15 protein-coding genes and 3 pseudogenes are annotated in these 19,279 nt (G+C 72.0%); 7 read left to right on the forward strand and 11 right to left on the reverse strand.

Annotation, left to right across the window (positions count from 1 at the left end):
- Nucleotides 1–89 precede the first annotated feature (89 nt).
- The 3 genes and pseudogenes from ACICHK_RS37750 to ACICHK_RS37760 form a co-directional block, all read left to right on the forward strand.
- On the forward strand, nt 90–1,223 hold the full coding sequence (locus ACICHK_RS37750) for an ABC transporter substrate-binding protein (RefSeq protein ID WP_406840479.1): 1,134 nt from the start codon (nt 90–92) through the stop codon (nt 1,221–1,223).
- A gap of 118 nt (nt 1,224–1,341) precedes the next feature.
- A complete protein-coding gene (locus ACICHK_RS37755; RefSeq protein ID WP_406840480.1) occupies nt 1,342–1,857 on the forward strand; it encodes a hypothetical protein in 516 nt (171 codons plus the stop codon).
- A gap of 178 nt (nt 1,858–2,035) precedes the next feature.
- A pseudogene (locus ACICHK_RS37760) lies at nt 2,036–2,245 on the forward strand (FAD-dependent oxidoreductase); the annotation flags it as partial.
- A gap of 50 nt (nt 2,246–2,295) precedes the next feature.
- Here ACICHK_RS37760 and ACICHK_RS37765 read toward each other — a convergent pair.
- The 3 genes and pseudogenes from ACICHK_RS37765 to ACICHK_RS37775 form a co-directional block, all read right to left on the reverse strand.
- Complete coding sequence (locus tag ACICHK_RS37765) at nt 2,296–3,888, reverse strand: alpha/beta fold hydrolase (RefSeq protein ID WP_406840481.1); 1,593 nt, start codon at nt 3,886–3,888, stop codon at nt 2,296–2,298.
- Nucleotides 3,885–5,297: an alpha/beta fold hydrolase gene (locus ACICHK_RS37770; RefSeq protein WP_406841434.1), complete on the reverse strand. Its 1,413-nt coding sequence runs from the start codon at nt 5,295–5,297 to the stop codon at nt 3,885–3,887. The genes ACICHK_RS37765 and ACICHK_RS37770 overlap by 4 nt, the downstream gene beginning before the upstream one ends.
- A 451-nt stretch (nt 5,298–5,748) precedes the next feature.
- Nucleotides 5,749–5,970 (reverse strand): annotated as a pseudogene (locus ACICHK_RS37775) (MFS transporter); the annotation flags it as partial.
- Here ACICHK_RS37775 and ACICHK_RS37780 point away from each other — a divergent pair.
- Nucleotides 5,962–6,590, forward strand: a pseudogene (locus ACICHK_RS37780) (DUF5937 family protein); the annotation flags it as partial. The pseudogenes ACICHK_RS37775 and ACICHK_RS37780 sit on opposite strands and share 9 nt — an antisense overlap.
- Nucleotides 6,591–6,596: 6 nt before the next feature.
- On the opposite strand, the gene ACICHK_RS37785 reads toward ACICHK_RS37780, so the two are convergent.
- Together ACICHK_RS37785 and ACICHK_RS37790 are read right to left on the reverse strand one after the other, a co-directional pair.
- Nucleotides 6,597–7,412 (reverse strand): hypothetical protein, encoded by an 816-nt coding sequence (locus tag ACICHK_RS37785; RefSeq protein ID WP_406840482.1) that lies wholly within the window; start codon nt 7,410–7,412, stop codon nt 6,597–6,599.
- Nucleotides 7,413–7,561: 149 nt separating this feature from the next.
- Nucleotides 7,562–7,741, reverse strand: coding sequence for a DUF6480 family protein (locus tag ACICHK_RS37790; RefSeq protein WP_151469604.1), 180 nt, complete (start codon nt 7,739–7,741; stop codon nt 7,562–7,564).
- 414 nt (nt 7,742–8,155) lie between these two features.
- Between ACICHK_RS37790 and ACICHK_RS37795 the strand changes: the two genes are divergently transcribed.
- Both ACICHK_RS37795 and ACICHK_RS37800 read left to right on the forward strand, forming a co-directional pair.
- Nucleotides 8,156–10,933, forward strand: coding sequence for a lectin (locus ACICHK_RS37795; protein WP_406840483.1), 2,778 nt, complete (start codon nt 8,156–8,158; stop codon nt 10,931–10,933).
- Nucleotides 10,934–11,340: 407 nt separating this feature from the next.
- Nucleotides 11,341–11,589, forward strand: coding sequence for a hypothetical protein (locus ACICHK_RS37800; RefSeq protein WP_406840484.1), 249 nt, complete (start codon nt 11,341–11,343; stop codon nt 11,587–11,589).
- On the opposite strand, the gene ACICHK_RS37805 is transcribed toward ACICHK_RS37800, so the two are convergent.
- The 4 genes from ACICHK_RS37805 to ACICHK_RS37820 all read right to left on the reverse strand — a co-directional run bounded on the left by ACICHK_RS37805 (nt 11,555) and on the right by ACICHK_RS37820 (nt 16,059).
- The gene (locus ACICHK_RS37805) at nt 11,555–11,983 is read right to left on the reverse strand and encodes a hypothetical protein (protein WP_406840485.1); all 429 of its coding nucleotides are present in this window, start codon (nt 11,981–11,983) and stop codon (nt 11,555–11,557) included. The genes ACICHK_RS37800 and ACICHK_RS37805 overlap by 35 nt on opposite strands.
- The gene (locus ACICHK_RS37810) at nt 11,980–14,442 is read right to left on the reverse strand and encodes a molybdopterin oxidoreductase family protein (RefSeq protein WP_406840486.1); all 2,463 of its coding nucleotides are present in this window, start codon (nt 14,440–14,442) and stop codon (nt 11,980–11,982) included. Before ACICHK_RS37810 ends, ACICHK_RS37805 begins: the two co-directional genes overlap by 4 nt.
- Nucleotides 14,443–14,512: 70 nt before the next feature.
- Complete coding sequence (locus ACICHK_RS37815; RefSeq protein WP_406840487.1) at nt 14,513–15,697, reverse strand: zinc-dependent alcohol dehydrogenase; 1,185 nt, start codon at nt 15,695–15,697, stop codon at nt 14,513–14,515.
- A 188-nt stretch (nt 15,698–15,885) separates the two neighbouring features.
- Entirely contained in the window at nt 15,886–16,059 is a 174-nt protein-coding gene (locus tag ACICHK_RS37820) for a hypothetical protein (RefSeq protein ID WP_406840488.1), read from the reverse strand.
- A gap of 251 nt (nt 16,060–16,310) precedes the next feature.
- Here ACICHK_RS37820 and ACICHK_RS37825 point away from each other — a divergent pair, with 251 nt between their 5' ends.
- On the forward strand, nt 16,311–16,673 hold the full coding sequence (locus ACICHK_RS37825) for an ANTAR domain-containing protein (protein ID WP_406840489.1): 363 nt from the start codon (nt 16,311–16,313) through the stop codon (nt 16,671–16,673).
- A gap of 42 nt (nt 16,674–16,715) precedes the next feature.
- Here ACICHK_RS37825 and ACICHK_RS37830 read toward each other — a convergent pair whose 3' ends face one another.
- Nucleotides 16,716–17,666: a helix-turn-helix transcriptional regulator gene (locus ACICHK_RS37830; RefSeq protein ID WP_406840490.1), complete on the reverse strand. Its 951-nt coding sequence runs from the start codon at nt 17,664–17,666 to the stop codon at nt 16,716–16,718.
- A gap of 344 nt (nt 17,667–18,010) precedes the next feature.
- On the reverse strand, nt 18,011–19,222 hold the full coding sequence (locus ACICHK_RS37835; RefSeq protein ID WP_406840491.1) for a GAF domain-containing protein: 1,212 nt from the start codon (nt 19,220–19,222) through the stop codon (nt 18,011–18,013).
- Nucleotides 19,223–19,279 lie beyond the last annotated feature (57 nt).

A 19,279-nucleotide genomic window follows, 5' to 3' on the forward strand; every position in this document is an offset into this window, starting at 1 on the left:
GGTCCGGTCGCGGAGCGGTACCCGCCGCTCCGCGGCCGGACCGGCGCCCAGGAGGACGAGCACACGGTCCACAGGGGAGACAGCAGCACATGCAGACGCCACCGCCACCGTCACCGCCCGTGCCGTCGCCGTCCGCGGGGGCGCGGACCGACGGACCACCCGTCCGGATCGGCGCTCTCGTGCCCCTGTCCCGGCCCGGCTGGGCCGAGGCGGGCCGGCACCTGCTCGCCGGACTCGAACTGGCCGTCCGCGAGGTCGGCGACACCGGCGGGATCGCCGGAAGGCCGCTCGAACTGGTGGTGCGGGACACCGCGGCCGATCCGGACAAGGCCGTCGCCGCCGTGGACGAACTGGCCCGGCTGGGCGTGGCGGCCCTGGTGGGGGAGTACCACAGCGTCGTCGCCCGCGCCGCCGCGGCCAGGGCCGACGCCCTCGGGGTGCCGTTCCTCTGCTCGTCGGCGGTTCTCGACACGCTCACCGAACAGCCGACGCGGTGGGTCGCGCGTGTCGCCCCGGTGCAGTCCCACGGCTGGAGGATCTACGCGGACTTCCTCCTCGGCGCGGGCCACAGCCGTGTCGCCGTGGCAGCCGATCCGAGTGTCTACTGGGCGTCCGGGGCCGCCCTCCTGAGGGACCGCCTCGCCCCGCACGGCGGTTCCGTCGTCGAACTCGACATGCGCGCGCTGACCCCCGCCTCCGTGTGCGACGAACTCGCCGGCCGTCGCGCGACGGCGCTCCTCCTCCTGGTCGGACATCCGGAGCCCGCCGTGTCGATCGTCAGGTCGGTCCGCCGTGACCGGCGCCTGCCCGGGATGATGATCGGCGCCCCGGCCGGACAGCCGGAGTTCGGCGAATGGGCCGCGCTGCTGGGCGACGAGGGCACAGCCGTCCCGTTCCTGCGTTATCTGCCGGAGCGCCTGGGGCCACTGGGCGCGCGTGTCGTGACGGCCCTGCGCGAGCGGCTGGGCCGGGCACCCTCCTTCGTCGCCTTCGAGGGCTACGACTCGGTCACCGTCCTCGCCGACGTCCTGCGCTCCCGGGGCGAGGACCGGGCGGGTGTCGCCGCGGGCTGGCCGCACGTCGACGTCGAGGGCACCCGCGGGCGGATCAGGTTCTCCCGTGTGCCGGGCACCGGTGTCTGGCAGTGGGCCTGGCCGCCGGTCCAGGTCGTCGACCGGGATCCGGCGGACCCCGAACGTTTTCGGGTCCTTCACTCCGGCTGATCCGGGCCACGGCGAAAACAAGCCACGAGAAGTCCGCGGGACTGCAACCATTCGGCTTCCGGACATGTCTCCACCAGTGAAACCGTGTCCCCTTCACCAGAAAGCCCTGGGGGGCGTCATGCATCAGCACCCATCCCGCGCAGCCATTGTCGCCGGCCTCGTTCTCACCGCCGTCGGCGCCACGATCCCCGCATCCGCGGTCACCCAGCCGACGGCGGCCGCCACGCCTTCGTCGCCCGCGCGTGTCGTCAACGCCCGGTGGGCCGGGCACTGCACCTACGACCGGCTCGTCATCGACATCCAGGGCGGCGCCCCGTCCGTCGCTGTCAGCCGGGTCGGCACACTCCGCTACGACCCCTCCGGGAGGAAGGTCCCGCTCACGGGCAACTACTTCCTGTCCATCAGGCTGTCTCCCGCGGTCGCCCACAACAACGCGGGCGCGTCGGTCTACAGGGGCCCCCGACTGGCGAAGATCCCGCTGTACAAGCTGAAGGGCCTGGCTCTGACCGGGGACTTCGAAGGGGTCGTCAGCTTCGGAACCGCGTTCCAGACCAAACCCACGTGGAAGGTCACCAAGCTGCACAGCCCCGAGCGCGTGGTCGTGGACTTCAGCCACGTCAACCGCTGCAGGTGACGCGGGGGCGGTAGATCCCGACGAGCACGGCCGAGGCGTCCGGCGGCGACACGTGTCGCCGCCGGACGCCTCGGCCGTGTGGACGCCTCGGCGGTGCTCACCCCGGAAGTCCTCGGTCTCGACGGCGAACTCCTCATCCCCGTAGGCGTCGGCCGCACCGCCGGCATGTACGGCGCGCGGCACCAGCCTGGCCGTCGTCGGCGCGTACGTCCTCGCCGGGGAGCCGGCACGGGCGGGCGGCGACCACGAGCGGGCCTTCCCCGCCCACGAACGCGTGACGGCGGAGCCCGTGCGCGGCAGCCGGGCGGTCGCGCTGAGCGCGGCGAAGACCCTGATCCCCGCGTCCCGCCTCGGCGTGTGGGGACTGGCCCAGGGCGCCCGCCGGGTCAGGAGGCCGGGGCGGCCCCGGGACATCCCGCGCGGGATGCTGACCCGCCCCTACGGAGCGATCTCGAACCGCGGCGGCCGAAGCCCCGCGAGGCACGACGTGTCCGCCGCCGTCGGCGAGTCGAAGAACGACGTGGTGATCGTCCGCGCGCAGGGCGACTCGGCGAACGCGACGTGGGCGACGTACGGGACGGTCACGGTGGTGGCGTGGCTCAGGGTACGGGCCACGTACGGCCCGTTGCTCGGTGCCGTCTGCGCGTCGAAGCCGGCCGACATGACCAGGGTGGGGATGTCGCTGCGCACCACGCTGCGGACGGAACGCGGTTGCGCGGGGACGTTCCAGGCGCGGCAGTCGGCGTGGAGGAACGGGAGCTGCGGCGCGTTGGCCAGGACGGAGCGCGGGAACGTGGGGAACAGGCGCCGCCCCGCCCGGATCACCTGGTCCTCGGTCTCGTACGGAGTCCACTCGCCGCAGAAGACGCCGTAGGCGAGCCCGTGCGCGACCCGGCCGACGGCCTGTGGGCTGAGCTTGCCCCCCGCCCACTGCTCGGCGATCCGCTGCGGGTTGCCGTGCGCCAGCTCGTCGATGGAGCGGGGCACTCCGGCCGCCAGGTGCGTGGCGGAGGTCAGCCAGGTCACCAGCGTGCCGCCGTCGATGACGACCTTCACCGGTCCGGGCTGTCCGGGGACGGTGACGTGGGTCGTGACCGGGTGTGCCTCCAGCTCGCTCACCAGATCCTGGAAGGTCCTCGACAGACGGGGATAGCGCTCGTTGCACGCCGGCTGCCGCGCGCAGGCCGCGAACAGGCCGTCGAAGCCCTCGCGCGCGGCTTTCCAGGTCACCGCGCCCCCGGCCAGGGACGGCGGCAGCACACCGTCGATGCCGACGGACCGGACGCCCTGCGGGTGCGTGCGCATGTAGGTCAGGGCCAGGTCCGTGCCGTAGGAGATGCCGAACACGTTCCATCGCGGGATGCCCAGCGCGACGCGCAGGTCGGCGTAGTCGGCGGCGCTCTCGGTGGTGTTGTAGGCGCCGAGGTCGGCGGTGCGCCGCACCAGCCGGTCACGGCAGGCCCGCGTCGCCCGGACGTGCAGACGTCCGGTGGAGGGGGCGTCGTAGACCAGACCGACGACGCTGGCGTTGAACTCGTCGATGTTCGGGCAGGTCAGCACCGGATCGGCGGAGTAGGTCCCCCGCTGGGACATGAAGATGACGTCCCGGTCGCGGTTCAGGCCGCCGTCGACCGCCAGCTGGGCCTCGGAGACGGCGTCGTCGCCTGGCCCGCCCGCGAACCACACGATCGGGTCGGGCGCGTGTCTGCGGGTGGCGGCCGGCACGACGGCGACGGAGAGGGTGATCTTCCGTCCCCTGGGGCGGGAGCGGTTCTCGGGCACGGTGAGCGTGCCGCAGTTCGCCCCGTCCAGAGCGGGGACCGGGTCCGCGGTCCGTGGGCAGGGGCCGGGTACGAAACGGGAGGGGCCGGCGGTCCGGGCGACCGTGCCCGGGGTCGTCGTGGTGCCGGTCCCGGCCCCGGCGGGGGTCGCGGCGAGACCGGCGACCAGGAGGCCGGCCGTGGCCCCCGCCAGTGCGGCGGGAAGCGCTCGCCCGGTGCGGCGACGGCGTGGCGGACGGAGGGACGTCATGACTTCTCCAGTGCGGGGACGATGGTGAACGGTTTCGGCGTCAGGCCCGCGACACAGCGGGTGTCGGGCGCGGTGGGACGCGTGAGGAAAGAGGTCAGGACGCTCGCCGCGCACGGCGACTGGGGAACCACCCAGTGGCCGATCCCGGGAATCAGCACGGTGGTCGAGCGCGACAGCGTGCGGGCCGCGTACGCGCCCCAGCGGGCCCCCGTCTTGGCGTCGAAGGTTCCCGAGAGCACGAGCGCCGGCACGTCGCTCACGGTCGTCACCCGCTGGACCGGGGTGCGGTCCGGGACGTTCCAGACGCGGCACACGTCGTGCTCGAAGGGCAGCTGCGGTGCCTGGGCCAGCACCGAGTCGGGCCACCCCGGGAAGGCGCGCCGCCCGGCCGCCAGCAGGTCGGCCCGCGAATATCCCGGCACCCATTCGCTGCAGGCCACGGACTGGGTGAGGCCGTGCGCGAACTCGCCGATGACGGGTGTCGCGCCGGCCGCGCGGGCCCGGGCGAAGCGCTCCGGATTCCCGTGGGCGAGTTCGTCGAGCGCCGCGGGCACGTCGACGGCCGGGACGGCGTTGGCGACGAGCAGGTTGACGAGCGCGCCCCCGTCGAGGACGACCCTGACCGGCGCGCCTCCCGCCGGGGGCGGTGCCATCACCGTCAGGGGGTGCGCCTCGAGCCGCCGGACCTGCTGGGTCAGTGTGCGCGAGAGGTTCGGGTAGCGGCTCCCGCACGCCGGCTGGGCCGCGCAGGCGGCGAAGACGGTGCCGATGCCTTCCCGGGCGCTGTCCCAGGTCCACGGCAGGCTGACGATCTGGGGAGGCACGACCGAGTCGATCGCCACCGAACGGACGCCCTGGGGGTGGCGGCGGAGGTAGGTGAGCCCGAGGTCCGTGCCGTAGGAGTATCCGTAGACGTTCCACCGGTGGATCCCGAGCGCCTTGCGCAGGTCGGCGAAGTCGGCCGCGTTCTCGGTGGTGTTGTAGGCGCTCAGGTCGACGCCTTCGCCCGCGAGACGCTCCCGGCACTGTCCGGTCGCGCGCACCAGGCGCCGTCCGGTCGACGGCGCGTCGTAGCGCAGTCCGACGGCCTGCGCGTAGAAGCGGTCGATCTCGGGGCAGGCGAGGTTCGGCTGAGCGTAGAGCGTTCCGCGCTGAGTCATGACGATCAGGTCGCGGTCCTGGTTCACGCCCGCGCCGATCACGAACGGCATGTCACCGAACGCGTCGCCTCCGGGACCGCCGGCCATGAACACGACCGGATCCGCCGACCGCTTCCCCGAGACGGCGGGGACGATCGCGACGGCCAGCCGGATCGTCCGTCCGCCGGGGCGGGCACGGTTCTCGGGAACCTCCAGGTAGCCGCACCGTCCCGGGACCGGTTCGGGCGTCCGAGGGCACGGACCGGGCACGAACCGTGCGGGCGCTCCCGGCCGCGGACCGCCCGCGGAGGCCGCCGCGGCGTGGCCGGGCGTCGGGGCGAGGACGCCGAGGAGGGCCAGGCCCGCGGCGGCGACGGCCGCCTTGGCGCGCGCCCGCCGGGAGTGCCGTCGCGCGGAACGGTACGGCGTTCGCCCCGGGGCGGGTCCGGAGCCGCCGCGGTGGCCTCCGCCCCCGCGACAGCCACCGCCGTCACCGTTCCCGCCGCCACTGCTGCTGTTTCCCGTGCTCCCGCCTTCGCCGCTGCCGCGAACGGTCGGCGGACAGCCCGTTCCGATGCGCTGTTCCCTCATGCGATCCCGTTTCTCCGACGTCCCCGGCCACGCCGATGTCACGACGCGGGGGCGGGGCTCCGCCCGCCACCGCCTGCTGCGGGCGGGCACCACGTGGGCCAGCCTGGGCGCGTGGACGGACGCCCACCACTCATGGGCTCCACTCGGAGCAGTCCTCGACCGAGGGGCCCGTCCGCACGCGCGCGGCCGCGACGGAGAGGCCGCCCCAGAGGGCGGCGGGTCCGTGGGGCGCGAGTGCGGTGATGACCGCGGGGGAGACGGCGAGACCGAACCCCGTGGAGAGCTCGAACCGGGCGAGAACGCGTCCCATGACCCGGTCCGGGGCGAGCGCGGTGACGAGCCCTGCGGCAGCAGCCGGGGCCACTTCGGCACGCCCTCACCGCTCACCGACGCGAGCGCGCGCCAGCGGGCCCTGGACGTGGCGCAGGCCCGCGGCGTGCGGCAGGAAGCCTTCGCGGAGCGCCTGCTCGCGGATCCGGCCGAGGTACGGGCGCGGGTGCGCGACACCCTCGAACAGTGCGCCGAGGCGTTCTTCGACGCCGCGTGGACGGACGTCGCCGTGCGGCCGGCCACCGACCTGCGCCTGAAGAACGAACTGCTGCGCCGTCAGGGCGTCGGGGCGGCGCTCGCGTCGGTCTCCGGCGCGGTCACCCTGCGCCGGAGTCACCTTCATCCCCAGCGTGTTCGGCAGCCCCCACCTGGCCGTGGTCCACGCGCCGGGATGGCGGCCGGTGGTGCAGTACCCCGTCGCCGAACCGGGTCCGTCGGAGCCGGTGCCCCTGGAGACGGTCACTCCGCGACTGGAGGCGCCCGGGCATCCGGTACGGCTCCGGCTGCTGCGCACCCTGGCCCGTGGACCGCACACCACCCGTGAACTGGCCCATGCCTGGGAACTCACGCCCCCAATACACCCTCAGTCTGCCCGAACCGACGTCGCTGGGAGCCGACTTGCCGGCGGCCGTACCGCGCTGAGCGGCTTCAGCGGATCCGGCCGCCCTCGGTGACCAGCCATTCGCCGGTTTCCCAGGCGGAGGGACCGTCGTCGATCCGGTAACAGAGGTCGAATCGTATGTCGAGTCCGGGCCAGGGACCGGCGACGGGGACGACGCGGAAGACTTCTTCGAGTTCGGGGAACGTGAACCCGTCGGGCTCGGGAAACAACCGCTCCAGTTCCGTCCGGGTCAGGTCGGTCCAGAGCGCGAACTGCCACAGTGTCCGGGTCAGCCACCGGTCGTGGACCAGCTCGAACCGGGGCTCACGTCCGACGACGAACTCATCGATGTCCGTGCCGAGTTCGGTCGCTGTCGCGGGGAGGACGAACGGCCAGTCCTCGCCGGTGGGATAGCGGTACATGGCGGAGGCCGAGGAGAACACGGTCCGGAGGTCGCGCCACCGCTCGGGCGGCGTGACACACGCGGGCACGTTGACCCCGGTGTGGTCGACGCGCCGGACGTGCCCGGCCATGCGCCGGGTCAGGTCCGCCATCCCGATCCGGGGCGGCGGGGCCGCCGTGCCCTGAGCGCCGGCGGCCTCCGACACGCCGATGGAGTGACCGGTGTCGAGGGCGACTTCGGGCGCGTCCACGTCCGCGAGCTCGAACGCCGTCACGGGACGGGCGCCGGCGGGCCGCGGGGGCGTGAGGGTCAGCCGCCCACCCGGCCGGCCGGCCGTTCCGGACGGAGCGGTGAAGTCGGCGTACGCCACTTCGGAGAGCAGCCGACGGAGCTCGTCCAGGAAGGTCCGCGACGCGGAGTCGTCGGGCAGCAGGAACGTGATCTCGCAGAGGCGGTCCATCCCTCGAGCCTCGCAGGAATCCCGGCTTTCGGGCAGGAAGGGAGGGGGATCCTCGGACAGGAGGCGCGAGTCAGGAGGTGCGAGTCAGGAGGCGCGGGGCGTGGGACTCCCCGCGTCCGCGGGCGAGGGGCGACCCGCCCGGTTCCGGCTCAGAACCCGCTGATCCGGGCCACGAAGTACCCGGCGACGATCACCGAGCCCACGATGATGAAGCCGAGCCATATGTACGGGTGATCCCATATCCCGCCGTCGGGCTGCTCCTGGTGCGCCTCGGCTATGGAGCCCTCGACGGGCGGGGTCTCACCGGGGGGTACGAGTGGATGTGTCATACGTCAACGGTCCGTCCGAACGACGGGCGGCGCATCTTCGCGCGAATCGGCGTGTTCCGCTCCTGGACAGGACTGTCTGCGGGGCGGTGCGCGGCCCTTGTACGGTGGCGGGTTTCCAGGGGGCCGCAGTCGAAACAGCCGAAACGGTCGAAACCTTGGAAGCCGGGAACCGAGGACCCCTTGCGCGAATCGTTGACATGACCCTGCCCTATAGCTAGCTTCGCGAACAGTTCTCGTCCGCGCCCCCAGGTGCTCGCGGCCCAGGGGCCCCGTCCGCGCGTTCGCATCGCCAGGAATCCCATCTCGACGGTGCGACAACGTTGTCGAGCTCGATCGCTGCTCACATGATGCGCTCCATCGCTTGGACAACGTTGTCAATCTTCAGCTCCCGCTCCCGAGTAGAGGAGAAACCCCGTGACGACACGATTGTCGAGACCCCCCGGAACCGCCGCGATCGGATTACTCGCGGCCACGGCGCTGGCCACGGCCGGACTGTGCGCACCCGCGTGGGGAGCCGGGAAGGCCGCGCTCGTCACCTCGCCGGCCACCGTGGTCAACCCGTTCATCGGCACGTCGAACGAGGCCAACGACTTCCCCGGGGCCGACGTTCCGTTCGGCATGGTGCAGTGGAGCCCCGACACGACGTCACGGCCCCCCGGCGGCGGCTACGAGTACAACGACTCGTCCATCACCGGCTTCAGCCTCACCCACATCGCCGGGCCGGGCTGCGGCGCGGCCGGCGACATACCCGTGCTGCCCACGGTCGGCGCCGTGAACACCGGCGCGACGGACGCGTTCTCCCACGCCAACGAGTCGGCGTCCGCCGGTTCGTACAAGGTCGCGCTCAACAACCAGGTGACCACCGAACTGACCACCACGACACGCAGCGGCATGGCGCGCTTCACCTTCCCCTCCAGCACCCAGGCCAACCTGATCTTCAAACTGACCGGCAGTCAGAACGGCGCCACCTCGACGCAGTTCACCAAGGTCTCGAACACCGAGGTGAGCGGTCAGGTCACCAGTGGTCGCTTCTGCGGTGCGGGCAACACGTACACCGTGTACTTCGACATGGTCTTCGACCAGCCGTTCGCCTCGCAGGGCACCTCGATCGCCAAGACGTCGGACGCCGCCCCGGTGAAGCCCCGTACGGCCTCCAAGAACGCGGCCGAGAAGCCCAACAAGCCCGTGCTGCACGGCAAGACGCCCACAGCGGCGGCTCCCAGGACGAGCAAGGACAGCGCCTCTCCCGAAGCCGCCGCCTCGAACGGCTACGTCACCTTCAACACGACCTCGAACCCGGTGGTGCAGGCCAAGGTCGGCCTCTCCTACGTGTCGGTGGCAGGCGCGACGGCCAACCGGGTCGCGGAGAACGCGGGCTGGGACTTCAACGCGACCCGAACCGCCGCCCAGGACGCCTGGAACAGCGCACTCGGCAAGATACAGATCGCCGGTGGCACGGCCGCGCAGCAGCAGACCTTCTACACCGCGCTCTACCACTCGCTGCTGCACCCGAACGTCATCAGCGACACCAACGGCCAGTACTACGGCTTCGACGGCAGGACCCACACCGTGGACACCGGCCACAAGGCGGCCTACGCCAACTATTCGGGCTGGGACATCTACCGCTCGCAGGCCCAGCTCGAAGCCCTGGTCGCTCCCCAGGTCGCCTCGGACACGGCCCAGTCGATGGTCGACGACTACGCCCAGACCGGGATCTTCCCCAAGTGGTCGGAGAACAACGGCGAGTCCTACGTCATGGTGGGCGATCCGGCAGCCGCCATCCTCGCCGACTACCACGCCTTCGGCGCCCGGGACTTCGACACCAAGGCCGCCCTCGCCGGCCTGGTCAAACAGGCCAGTACGGCCAACAACGACCGACCGGGCCTCAACTACCTGAACTCGCCGGGCTACATGCCGCACGACGGAAGCTACGGCTGCTGCAACTTCTACGGCCCCGTGGCCACCACGCTGGAGTACAACACCGCCGACTTCGCCCTCTCCGCGATGGCCGGGGCGCTCGGCGACACCGCCAGTCAGAAGACGTACGCCAACCGTGCCCAGGGCTGGCGCAATGTGCTCAACCCCGCCTCCGGCTTCGTCGAACCGCGCAACGCGAGCGGCTCCTGGACCGGCGGCTTCGATCCCACCAGCGGCACCGACATGGTCGAGGCGGACTCCTGGATCTACACCGGGATGGTCCCGTTCAACATCGGCGGTCTCGCGCGCGCCAAGGGCGGCAACACGGCGATGAGCCACTACCTGGACACCGTGCTGCGCAGCTACACGGGCGACAAGGGGTACGCGTGGGTCGGCAACGAACCCAGCATCGAACTGCCGTGGGAGTACGACTACATCGGGCAGCCCTACAAGACGCAGGGCACCGTCCGGGCGATCCAGCAGCAGATCTGGGCGAACACCCCCGGCGGACTGGCCGACGGCAACGACGACCTCGGCGCGATGAGCGCGTGGTACGTGTGGTCCGCGCTCGGCATGTTCCCCGAGACCCCGGGCACCGCCGACCTCGCCCTCGGCTCCCCGGTGTTCACGCAGGCGGTGATCACGCTCCCGTCGGGCAACACACTGACGATCAACGGCAACGGTGCCGCCGACAACGCCCCCTACGTACAGTCCGCCACGTGGAACGGCGCCGCCTGGAACAACGCCTACGCCCCCACGTCGGCGATCACGGCGGGCGGTACGCTGAGCTACACCCTGGGCACCAGTGCCAACACTTCCTGGGCGACGGCCGCGTCCGCCGCCCCGCCCTCCTACGCGGGTGACACCCCGGCCCCGGCCTCGCCCCGGATCGGCCCCGTCACCTCCGCGGTGGCGTCGAACCTGTGCGTCGACGACGCGAGTTCCTCCACCACCGACGGCAACCACGTCCAGCTCTGGACCTGCAACAGCACCTACGCCCAGGACTGGACCGTCGCCGGTGACGGGACGATCCGCACCCTCGGCAAATGCCTGGACGTCGACCACAGCGGGACCACCAACGGCACCCTGGTCCAGCTGTGGACGTGCAACGGCACCGGCGCCCAGCAATGGACCGCGGACGCCAACGGATCGCTGGTCAACCCCCAGTCCAAGCTGTGTCTGGACGACCCCAACTCCACGACGACGACGGGCACCCAGCTCCAGATCTACACCTGCAACGGAACGGCGGCCCAGAACTGGAAACTGCCGGGCTGAGCCACCGGCACCGGTCGCCGACATCCTTGAGCGACCCGGTGCGTCGCCCTCGTGTGCCCCGGCCCAGGCCGGGGCACACGAGGGCGTGTCATCGGCGGTGGTGAAACACATCTTCTGCGGCGAAGCACATCTCCTGTGACGGACGGGTCGGACGGCCGCTTCGGGGAACCCGGTGACCGAGCGGATACCGACGCGAGAGAGGTGACCGCGAGATGTCGAATCCTCAACAACCTGAACAGCGGCGCAGCCACAAGGGTGGCGCCACCCCGCAGCACAGCGGGGAGCTCAAGGCGCGGCAGAAAGGGAGCAAGCAGGGCGGCGGGCACGCCCACGGCACGGACAAGGGAGACAGGGGCGGCGGAGAAGGCGGCGGAGTGCCTCCGGACCAGCGGTCCGATCATCCCTGAGTGAGGTGGGCCCGTCCGGCCGCCTCGGGAACGGCACTGTGCGGGCGGCCGGACGGGCCCGATCAAGGGGGTGCCATCGTCCTGCTGGTCCTGCTGGTCCTGCTGGTCCTGCTGGTCCTGCTGGTCCTGCTGGCCCTGCCGGTCCTGCTGGCCCTGCCGGCCCTGAAGACCGGAGACGCCCGCGTCTCCGTCGCTTCAGCCGCCGGTCAAGAGCTCAAGAGTTCAAGAGCTGGGGGGAGAGGGTCTTGACCATGGTGTTGGTCCAGCGCATCTGGCGCAGGGTCTGGGGGTGGCAGGCGGTGGCCAGGGCGAGGAGGTCCTGGTCCTTCGTGGCCTGGGCGGCCTGCGCGAGCATCTCCCAGTGGAGGGAGTTCGCCGTCGCGGCGAGGTGGAGTTCCCGCAGGTCTGCCAGGAGCTGCGGGAGGGTCTCCGCGGAAGGACGTCCGGCGGTGGGACGCGAGGGCCGGAGTCCGCCGGCCAGGGCGAGGCGCTCGGCGTGTTCCCGGGACCAGCGGGCGAGGTCGAGGGCGACGTGGTGGATCTCGTGCTCGGCGCGATGGCGCTCGGCGACGTCGACGAGGAGTTGCTCCAGGGCTCGCTCACCGTCGTGGAGGGCGTGCAGGACGCTCGGCAGTTCACTCATCGTCGCTCTCCGATGTGCTGGACGGCTACGGCTCCCGCGCCGCCCTCCGTTGGTGGGACGGAGTGCGGCTCGGCCGGGGCGGACGCCGTGGTGGTCGGCGCCGGGCTGACGGCCCCCCGGGCGCGCTCGACGAGGGTCAGCCGGCAGGCGGCGGTCTTGAACAGCGGTTGCTTGGACACCGGGTCCCAGTCGGTGACGGTGCTCTCGTTCGCGGCCCGGCCGCCGTCCTTGCCGGGGCGGTCTCCCTCGGGGGTGTCCCAGTAGCCGTAGTGGAAGGGCAGGAACACCATGCCGTCGCGCATCGCGGTGATCCGCAGGCGTGCCCGCACCGATCCTCGCGGGCTGGTGATCTCGACCAGGTCGCCCTCGGCCACCTCGTACCGCCGTGCGTCGGACGAGGAGAGCTCCACCCACATCTCGGGGGCCGCCGCGTTCAGCTGCGGAACCCGGCCGGTCTTGGTCCGGGCGTGGAAGTGGTAGAGGGTGCGCCCCGTGGTGAGCTGCAACGGGTACGCGTCGGTGGGCGGTTCATGGGGCGGGAGGTATTCGGCCGCCTTGAGGACGGCTCTGCCGCCGGGGTTGAGCGCCCGGTACTCGACCTCGGACACGGAAGCGCCGGTGACGAGGTCCTTGCCGTAGGTCTCGCAGACGTCGGGGGCGGCCCAGGCGATGCCGTCGGTGTAGAGCCGCTCGGTGCCTTCGGGCGCTTCGTCCGTGCAGGGCCATTGGAGACCGCCGCTGTCCCGCAGCCGGGCGTAGGTCAGGCCGGTGTAGTCGCACGGCCGGCCGCGGCTGCACTCCTTCCACGCCTCGAAGGCAGACTCGGCGTCGTGCCAGGAGACGAGCGGGCGGCCGTCCTTGTCGCGGAAGTCCATGCGCCGGGCGTAGTCGAGCAGGATGTCCAGGTCGGAGCGGGCGTCGCCGGGCGGATCGACGGCCTTGTCGGACAGGTGGACGGTGCGGTCGGCGTTGGTGAAGGTGCCGGTCTTCTCCGCTCCTGTCGCGGCCGGCAGGACGACGTCGGCCAGTTGGGCGGTCTCGGTGAGGTACAGGTCCTGCACGACCGTGAAGAGCTGTTCCCGGCTCAGGATGTCGCGGATGCGGTGGAGTTCGGGCAGGGAGACGGCGGGGTTGGTGCCGGAGATCCACAGCATCCCGATCGAGCCCTGCTCGGCGAAGCGGAAGATCTGCATCGCGGGCGTGGGCGGCGCGTAGTGCGGAACACGTGAGGGCTCGACGTTCCACACCCGCGCGAGATCGGCCACGTGGTCCTCGTTCTCCCAGTTCCGGAAGCCGGGCAGGTCGCCGTTCGCGCCGCACTCCCGGGTGTTCTCCGCGCTGGGCTGGCCGTTCATCTGCAGCACCCCGCAGCCGGGGCGGCCCAGCATGCCCCTGACGAGCTGGAGGTTGTTGACCTGGCAGGCGGCGGCGGTGGCCTGATGGGACTGGTAGACGCCCTGCAGCACCGTGGACAGCAGCCGCTCGGCCCCGCCCAGGATCTCCGCGGCTTCGACGATCCCGCTCGCCGGGACGTCACAGATCCGGGCGGCCCACGAAGGAGTGCAGTCGGCGACACGGTCGGCGAGTTCGTCGAAGCCGACGGTGTGGGCGTCGACGAAGGCGCGGTCGACGCGGTCGGTCCGGATGATCTCGTGCAGCAGCGCGTTCAGCAGGGCCACGTTCGTGCCCGCGCGCGGTGCGAGGTGCACGGCCGAGTGGCGGGCCACCACCGTGGGACGCGGGTCGACACAGACGAGCCGTGGGGGCTCCCGCCCCGCCAGCCGGTCCAGGACCCGCATCCACAGGACCGGCTGGGTCTCGGCCATGTTGTGTCCGAACAGGGCGATGACGTCGGCGTGGTCGACATCGGTGTACGAGGCGGGCTGGCCGTCGCACCCGAAGGTCTCCTTCAGCGCCTCCCCGGCGGTCGCCGTGCACAGACGGGTGTTGCCGTCCAGGTGGTTGGTGCCGATACCGGCGCGGGCGATCACCGCCAGGGTGTAGTACTCCTCGAGGAACAGCTGACCGCTGGTGTAGAACCCGAGCGAGCCGGGCCCGCGTTCGTCCAGCAGGTGCCGCGAACGGGTGGTGACCTGCCCCATGGCGGTGTCCCAGTCGCAGGCCACCAGATGCCCGTCCTCGCGGACGAGCGGGTGGGTCAGCCGGTCGGGCGAACGGTTCGCCTGCCAGCCGAACAGGTCCTTCGGGCCCAGCCGGCCGCGGTTGACCCGGTCCTGCGGCCGGCCCCGCACACCGACGATCCTGCCGTCGGCGACCGCGAGGTCCATCGCGTCGCCGTTCGAGTGCAGGAGCGAGGCGGTCCGCACCCAGCGCTCCACCGCGTCGGCTTCGACACCGGGCTCCAGGAACGAGTCGACGCGCGCCGGCCAGGCGGTTCCGCCGGTGTAGGGGGTGCGTTCGCCCCAGGGCCGCGCGATCCGGTCCGTCTCGAACTGCATGACTGCCTCCGCGACCCCGAGTACGGGCGGTCCCGCCGCACGGGCGCCCCGCGCTCGTCGTAGGAGCCGATCAGGGCGTGAAGAGGATCTTCACGGCGCCGTCCTGCTTCTTCTGGAAAGTGGCGTAGGCGTCCGGTGCCCGGTCCAGCGGCAGACGGTGGGTGGCGAAGGACTCGACACCGAGCGGGTCGCCGTCGGTCAGCAGGGGAAGGATGTCGTCCACCCACCGCCAGACGTTGGCCTGTCCCATGCGGAGTTGGATCTGCTTGTCGAACATGGTCAGCAGGGGGAGGGGGTCGGTCATCCCTCCGTAGACGCCGGAGAGCGAGATCGTGCCGCCGCGCCGGACGAGGTCGATGGCCAGGTAGAGGGCGCTGAGACGGTCCACCCCGGCCCGCCGCATCAACTTGGCGGCGAGGGCGTCGGGCAGCAGCGTGGTCATCTGCTGGCCGACCTTGGCCGTCGAGGCCCCGTGGGCCTCCATGCCGACCGCGTCGATGACGGAGTCGGGGCCGCGGCCGTCCGTGAGGTCCCGTACCGCTTCCACGATCCCGTCACCGTACTCCTCCAGGTTCAGGGTGTGTGCCCCGCGTGCCCTGACCCTCTCCAGCCGTTCGGGCACCAGGTCGATGCCGATGACCCGCCCGGCGCCCCGGTGGGCGGCGATGCGCGTGCACATGTCCCCGATCGGCCCCAGGCCCAGGACGGCGACCGTCCCGCCAGGGGGGACCGCCGCGTACTCCACGGCCTGCCACGCGGTCGGCAGGACGTCGGACAGGTACACGAACCGTTCGTCCGGAGGACCCGGCGGAACAGCGATGGGAAGCGTGTTGCCGAACGGTACGCGCAGATACTCGGCCTGCCCGCCGGGGACCTGACCGTAGAGCTTGGTGTAGCCGAACAGGGAGGCGCCGCTGCCGTACTCCCGGACCTGGGTGGTCTCGCACTGGGACTGCAGTCCCTGCCCGCACATGAAGCACGTCCCGCACGAGACGTTGAACGGGATGACGACCCGGTCACCGGGCCGGACGTTCGTGACCTCGGAGCCCGTCTCCTGGACGACCCCCATCGGTTCGTGGCCCAGGACGTCCCCCGCGTCGAGGAAGGGACCCAGCACCTCGTACAGATGGAGGTCGGATCCGCACAGCCCCGTGGTCGTCACCTTGACGATCACATCGGTCGGTTCCTGGATGGAGGGATCGGGGACCGTGTCGATCCGTACGTCGCGTTTGCCGTGCCACGTCAACGCTTTCATGCGTCCTCGCTTCGTAGGTGGGAAACCGCGCCCTGCCGACTGCCGGGCCGGAGCCGGAACTGCCGGAGGCGCCGGTGACGACGGCCGAAGGCCGCGCAAGGGCATGCCGTCCGAGTACCCAGACCGATCAGCTCATGCGGGCGGACGGAGGGACGTCTTCCGGCCGCCCGTGCTTCCCGGGATCCGCCTCATCCCTTCCCGCGGCGGACGGCCACCCACGACGCGACGGCGACGCCCGCCGCAGCCAGCAGGAGATCGCGGTTCTCCCGCACCACCTGCGCTCCCAGGAACATCTTCTGCCGCGTCGGCTGGGACACCTCGTCCTCCCGCATCCGGCCCGCTCGGGCAGTCTTTGCCTTCAACTCGCCCTCCTTGAAAGGCGCTTGGTCCCTCAGCCTGCGGGCTTTCCCCGCGGACCCGTCCGAAACAGCCCGGACCGGGTGCGGTCCAGCCGCCCACACAGCACGTGAGTACCCGGATCGAGCGGGTTCAGCGGTGACTTTCGTTTTCTGGACAGTGGCGGACCACCTCTTCGTTTCCGGCGCCACCATGCGCACGCGATGCGGGGCATCGGGTTGTCACGGGGAAACCGCTTCTGCAGAAAGAACACCCCATGCCAGAGCAGCAGGACCCGACCGGCCGTGTCGACGCGTTGGAGGAGGAGAACGCGCAACTGCGGCGCGCCGTCGTCTCGCACGCCGTCGTCGATCAAGCGATCGGTGTCGTCCTCGCCTACGGCGGCGTGCGGCCCGAGGTGGCCTGGGACGTCCTGCGGGAGATCTCCCAGCACACGAACACCAAACTGCGCATGGTGGCGGAGCACCTCGTGCGGTGGCCGAGCTGCCGGTGGCTGCCCGCGGAGATCCACCGTTGCCTGGACGCCGCCCTGGAGAGCCGCCGTCCCGCCCCGCAGCGGTCCGTGCTGCACACCTCGGCCGTCCGCCTCTCGCGGCCGGCGCCGAGCCGGTCGGAATGACCGGGGCGCGGGCGCGGGACTCCTCCGGGCCGGTCCGCGCTCTCAGCCGCGCAGGGTGTCGGAGGGATGGCGGCCGTAGGCCGCGCGGTACAGAGCGGCGAAACGGCCGGGATGGGCGAAGCCCCAGCGCGCGGCGATGTGCCCGACGGTGGTGTCGCCGGGGTGCGCGGCCCGCAGCTCGTGGTGTGCGTGGGCGAGCCGGGCCCGGCGCAGATGGGCGAGCGGGGTGGTGTCGAGCCGGCGGCGGAAGGCGTACTGGAGGGCCCGGACGGTGACATGGGCGGCGGCCGCGATGTCGGCGACCGTCAGCGGCTCGGCGGCGTGGTCGTCGATGTAGGCGACGGCCCGTCGCAGGGTGGCGGAGTGGGCGTCACCGCGGTCCTGCGCGGTCGGTTCGGTCCGCGCGGTGTTGGGGAAGGCCGTCAGCACGCTCGCGGCCAGCATCTGACTGCCCGTCGAGGCGATCAGCGGTTCTCGGGCCACGGCCGGATCGGCGAGCACGTGGTCGCGCAGATAGGTGATGGTCTGCGTCAGATGACGTGCCGCGGCGGGGGAGTGGGGCCGGTGCCCCGTCAGCCGCACGGGTTCGTGCCGCGGCCCCTCCCCGGCGGCGACCTGCTCCAGCAGCCCGGGATCCAGCATGGTGATGTTGTAGCGGGCGGAACAGATGCGGCCGGCGTACGGCAGGTCGTGGGGCGCGAAGAGCACCACGTCACCGGGTCCGAAGTCGTCCCGGACGCCGTGGAAGGCGTGGTCCTGGATCGTGCCCTCGTGCACCACGCACAGGCAGATCCTTCCGAGCGGTGTCACCGCGTAGCTCATGTCGAAGTCGAGGTCGAGTTCGTCGACGCTGACGGCGGGGAGGGCGTCACGGCGGATCCGGGCCCGGCCGGAACCCGGGGTGGAGCTGCTGATGCTCATCCGGGCGTAGGCGCGGCTGAGGAAGTCCTCGGTCACGCCCAGGTCGTCGCTGTCGAACTTGAGTGAGTCCATCTGATCACCGCCCTGGATCGCCGGTCGGCAGGCCCGGCCAGCGAGGACAGGTCCTCGCGCGCCGGGCTTCGTCCTCGACGCTGTCCCCGTGCCCCCGATGTGCGACAAGTACGCCACCTCCCGCCCGCGCGGTTCCCCGGCGCGGGCCCGCGGCCGCCGTTGCTCCGGCACACGGTCGTCGTCGGTGTTCCCCACGCCCGCGAACTGCTCCTGCTCTCCCCTCCGGCCGGTCCCCGGGTCTTCCCCACCCTCGCTCGCCACCGCCCTGGCCTCCTTGCCGGCCCTCGACCGGCCCGCCACCGCCTTGGCGGAGGACGACGCGGTACGGGAGCGGTACGGCCTGCTCAGGCGTGGGCGTGGACGTACTCCAGAGCGTCCAGGACCACTGTCCGCCGGTACCAGGAGCGCCAGCGCGCCAGTTCGTCCGCGAAGGTCCGCAGGGCGGCACGCTGGACGTCGGTCGGCCAGGGCCCGGGCCGAGCGCGGTGGACAGTGATGGTGCCCACGCATTCGCCGTCCTCGGAGAGGGCGGGGACCGCGTACAGGGCGCGGCTGCCCGAGGCCAGCGCGGCGCGGCCGACCTCGGAGGCGGCGAGTTCGGGGTCGGTCAGGACGTCCGCGACGAACACCGGCCGACCGAGCAGGCGGGCCCGTGCGCACACGGCCGGGGGACCGCTGACCTGTGCGACGTGATCCCGGTAGGCGGCGTCGAGGCCCGAGTGGGACTCCAGGACGAGGGAGTTCCGCAGAGCGGGATCGACCAGGTGCACCTCGGCGCTGTCCGCGTCGGTGACCGTGACGACCTCGTAGACGAGGGCACGCAGCAGCCGGCGCCGGTCGTACGCCCCTTGCTCCGGGGTGTCGAGCAGGTCCGAGGGAGGCGGGGGCGTGTGCCGGCGGCCGGGGAACCACTCGGCCGAGCGCGCGGCCGGGGGAGGGGCGGTCACGACGGCGGAGGCGAGGATCCGCAGCGGCACGTTGTGGTGCTGGGAGGCCTGGCGCAGCAGGTCGAAGGCGGCCTGGAAGTCGGCCAGCGCGTAGCGCTCGAGCACGATCCCCTGGGCCATCCCGATGACGGCGCTGGTGCGGGCCTTGGCGCGCAGTCCGAGGACTTCGTCCGACTGGTCCTCGGGCGTGCCCGCCGCTTCCCCGGGAGCGGGGAGCGCGGTGTCGGGCAGCGTGGCCAGTGCGGCGTCGAGGGTGGGACAGACGCGCAGCCCGGGGGCGGGCGCGATGGTGAAGATCTCCCGCGCGTGCGGAGCGGCGACGATCACCAGCACCGGGTCGTCGGACAGGTGACGTGTGTGGGTGTCCAGGACCTGGATGCCCGCCGCGCTCAACAGCCGCAGTCCCGTCAGATCGAGGATCAGACGCCGGTGCGAGTGCGTCGTCCGGAGGCGGGCGGCCAGTTCCTGGCCGAGCGCGGTGGCGCCCTCGGTGTCGAGGATGCCGGACAGGCACAGCACGTCCACGCCGTCCGCCACCCACTGCATCATGAGCGTCGTGTTCAGCTCTCGGCGGCCGGTACGCGGGGCGACTGCTTCTTCCTGAGGCATGCGGCCAGTCCTCTCCGAGGCTTTCGGCCGCTCCTGACCGTTCTTTCACCTTCCCCC

The organism is Streptomyces sp. AHU1 (genome assembly GCF_045343905.1).
Lineage (GTDB): Bacteria > Actinomycetota > Actinomycetes > Streptomycetales > Streptomycetaceae > Streptomyces > Streptomyces triticiradicis.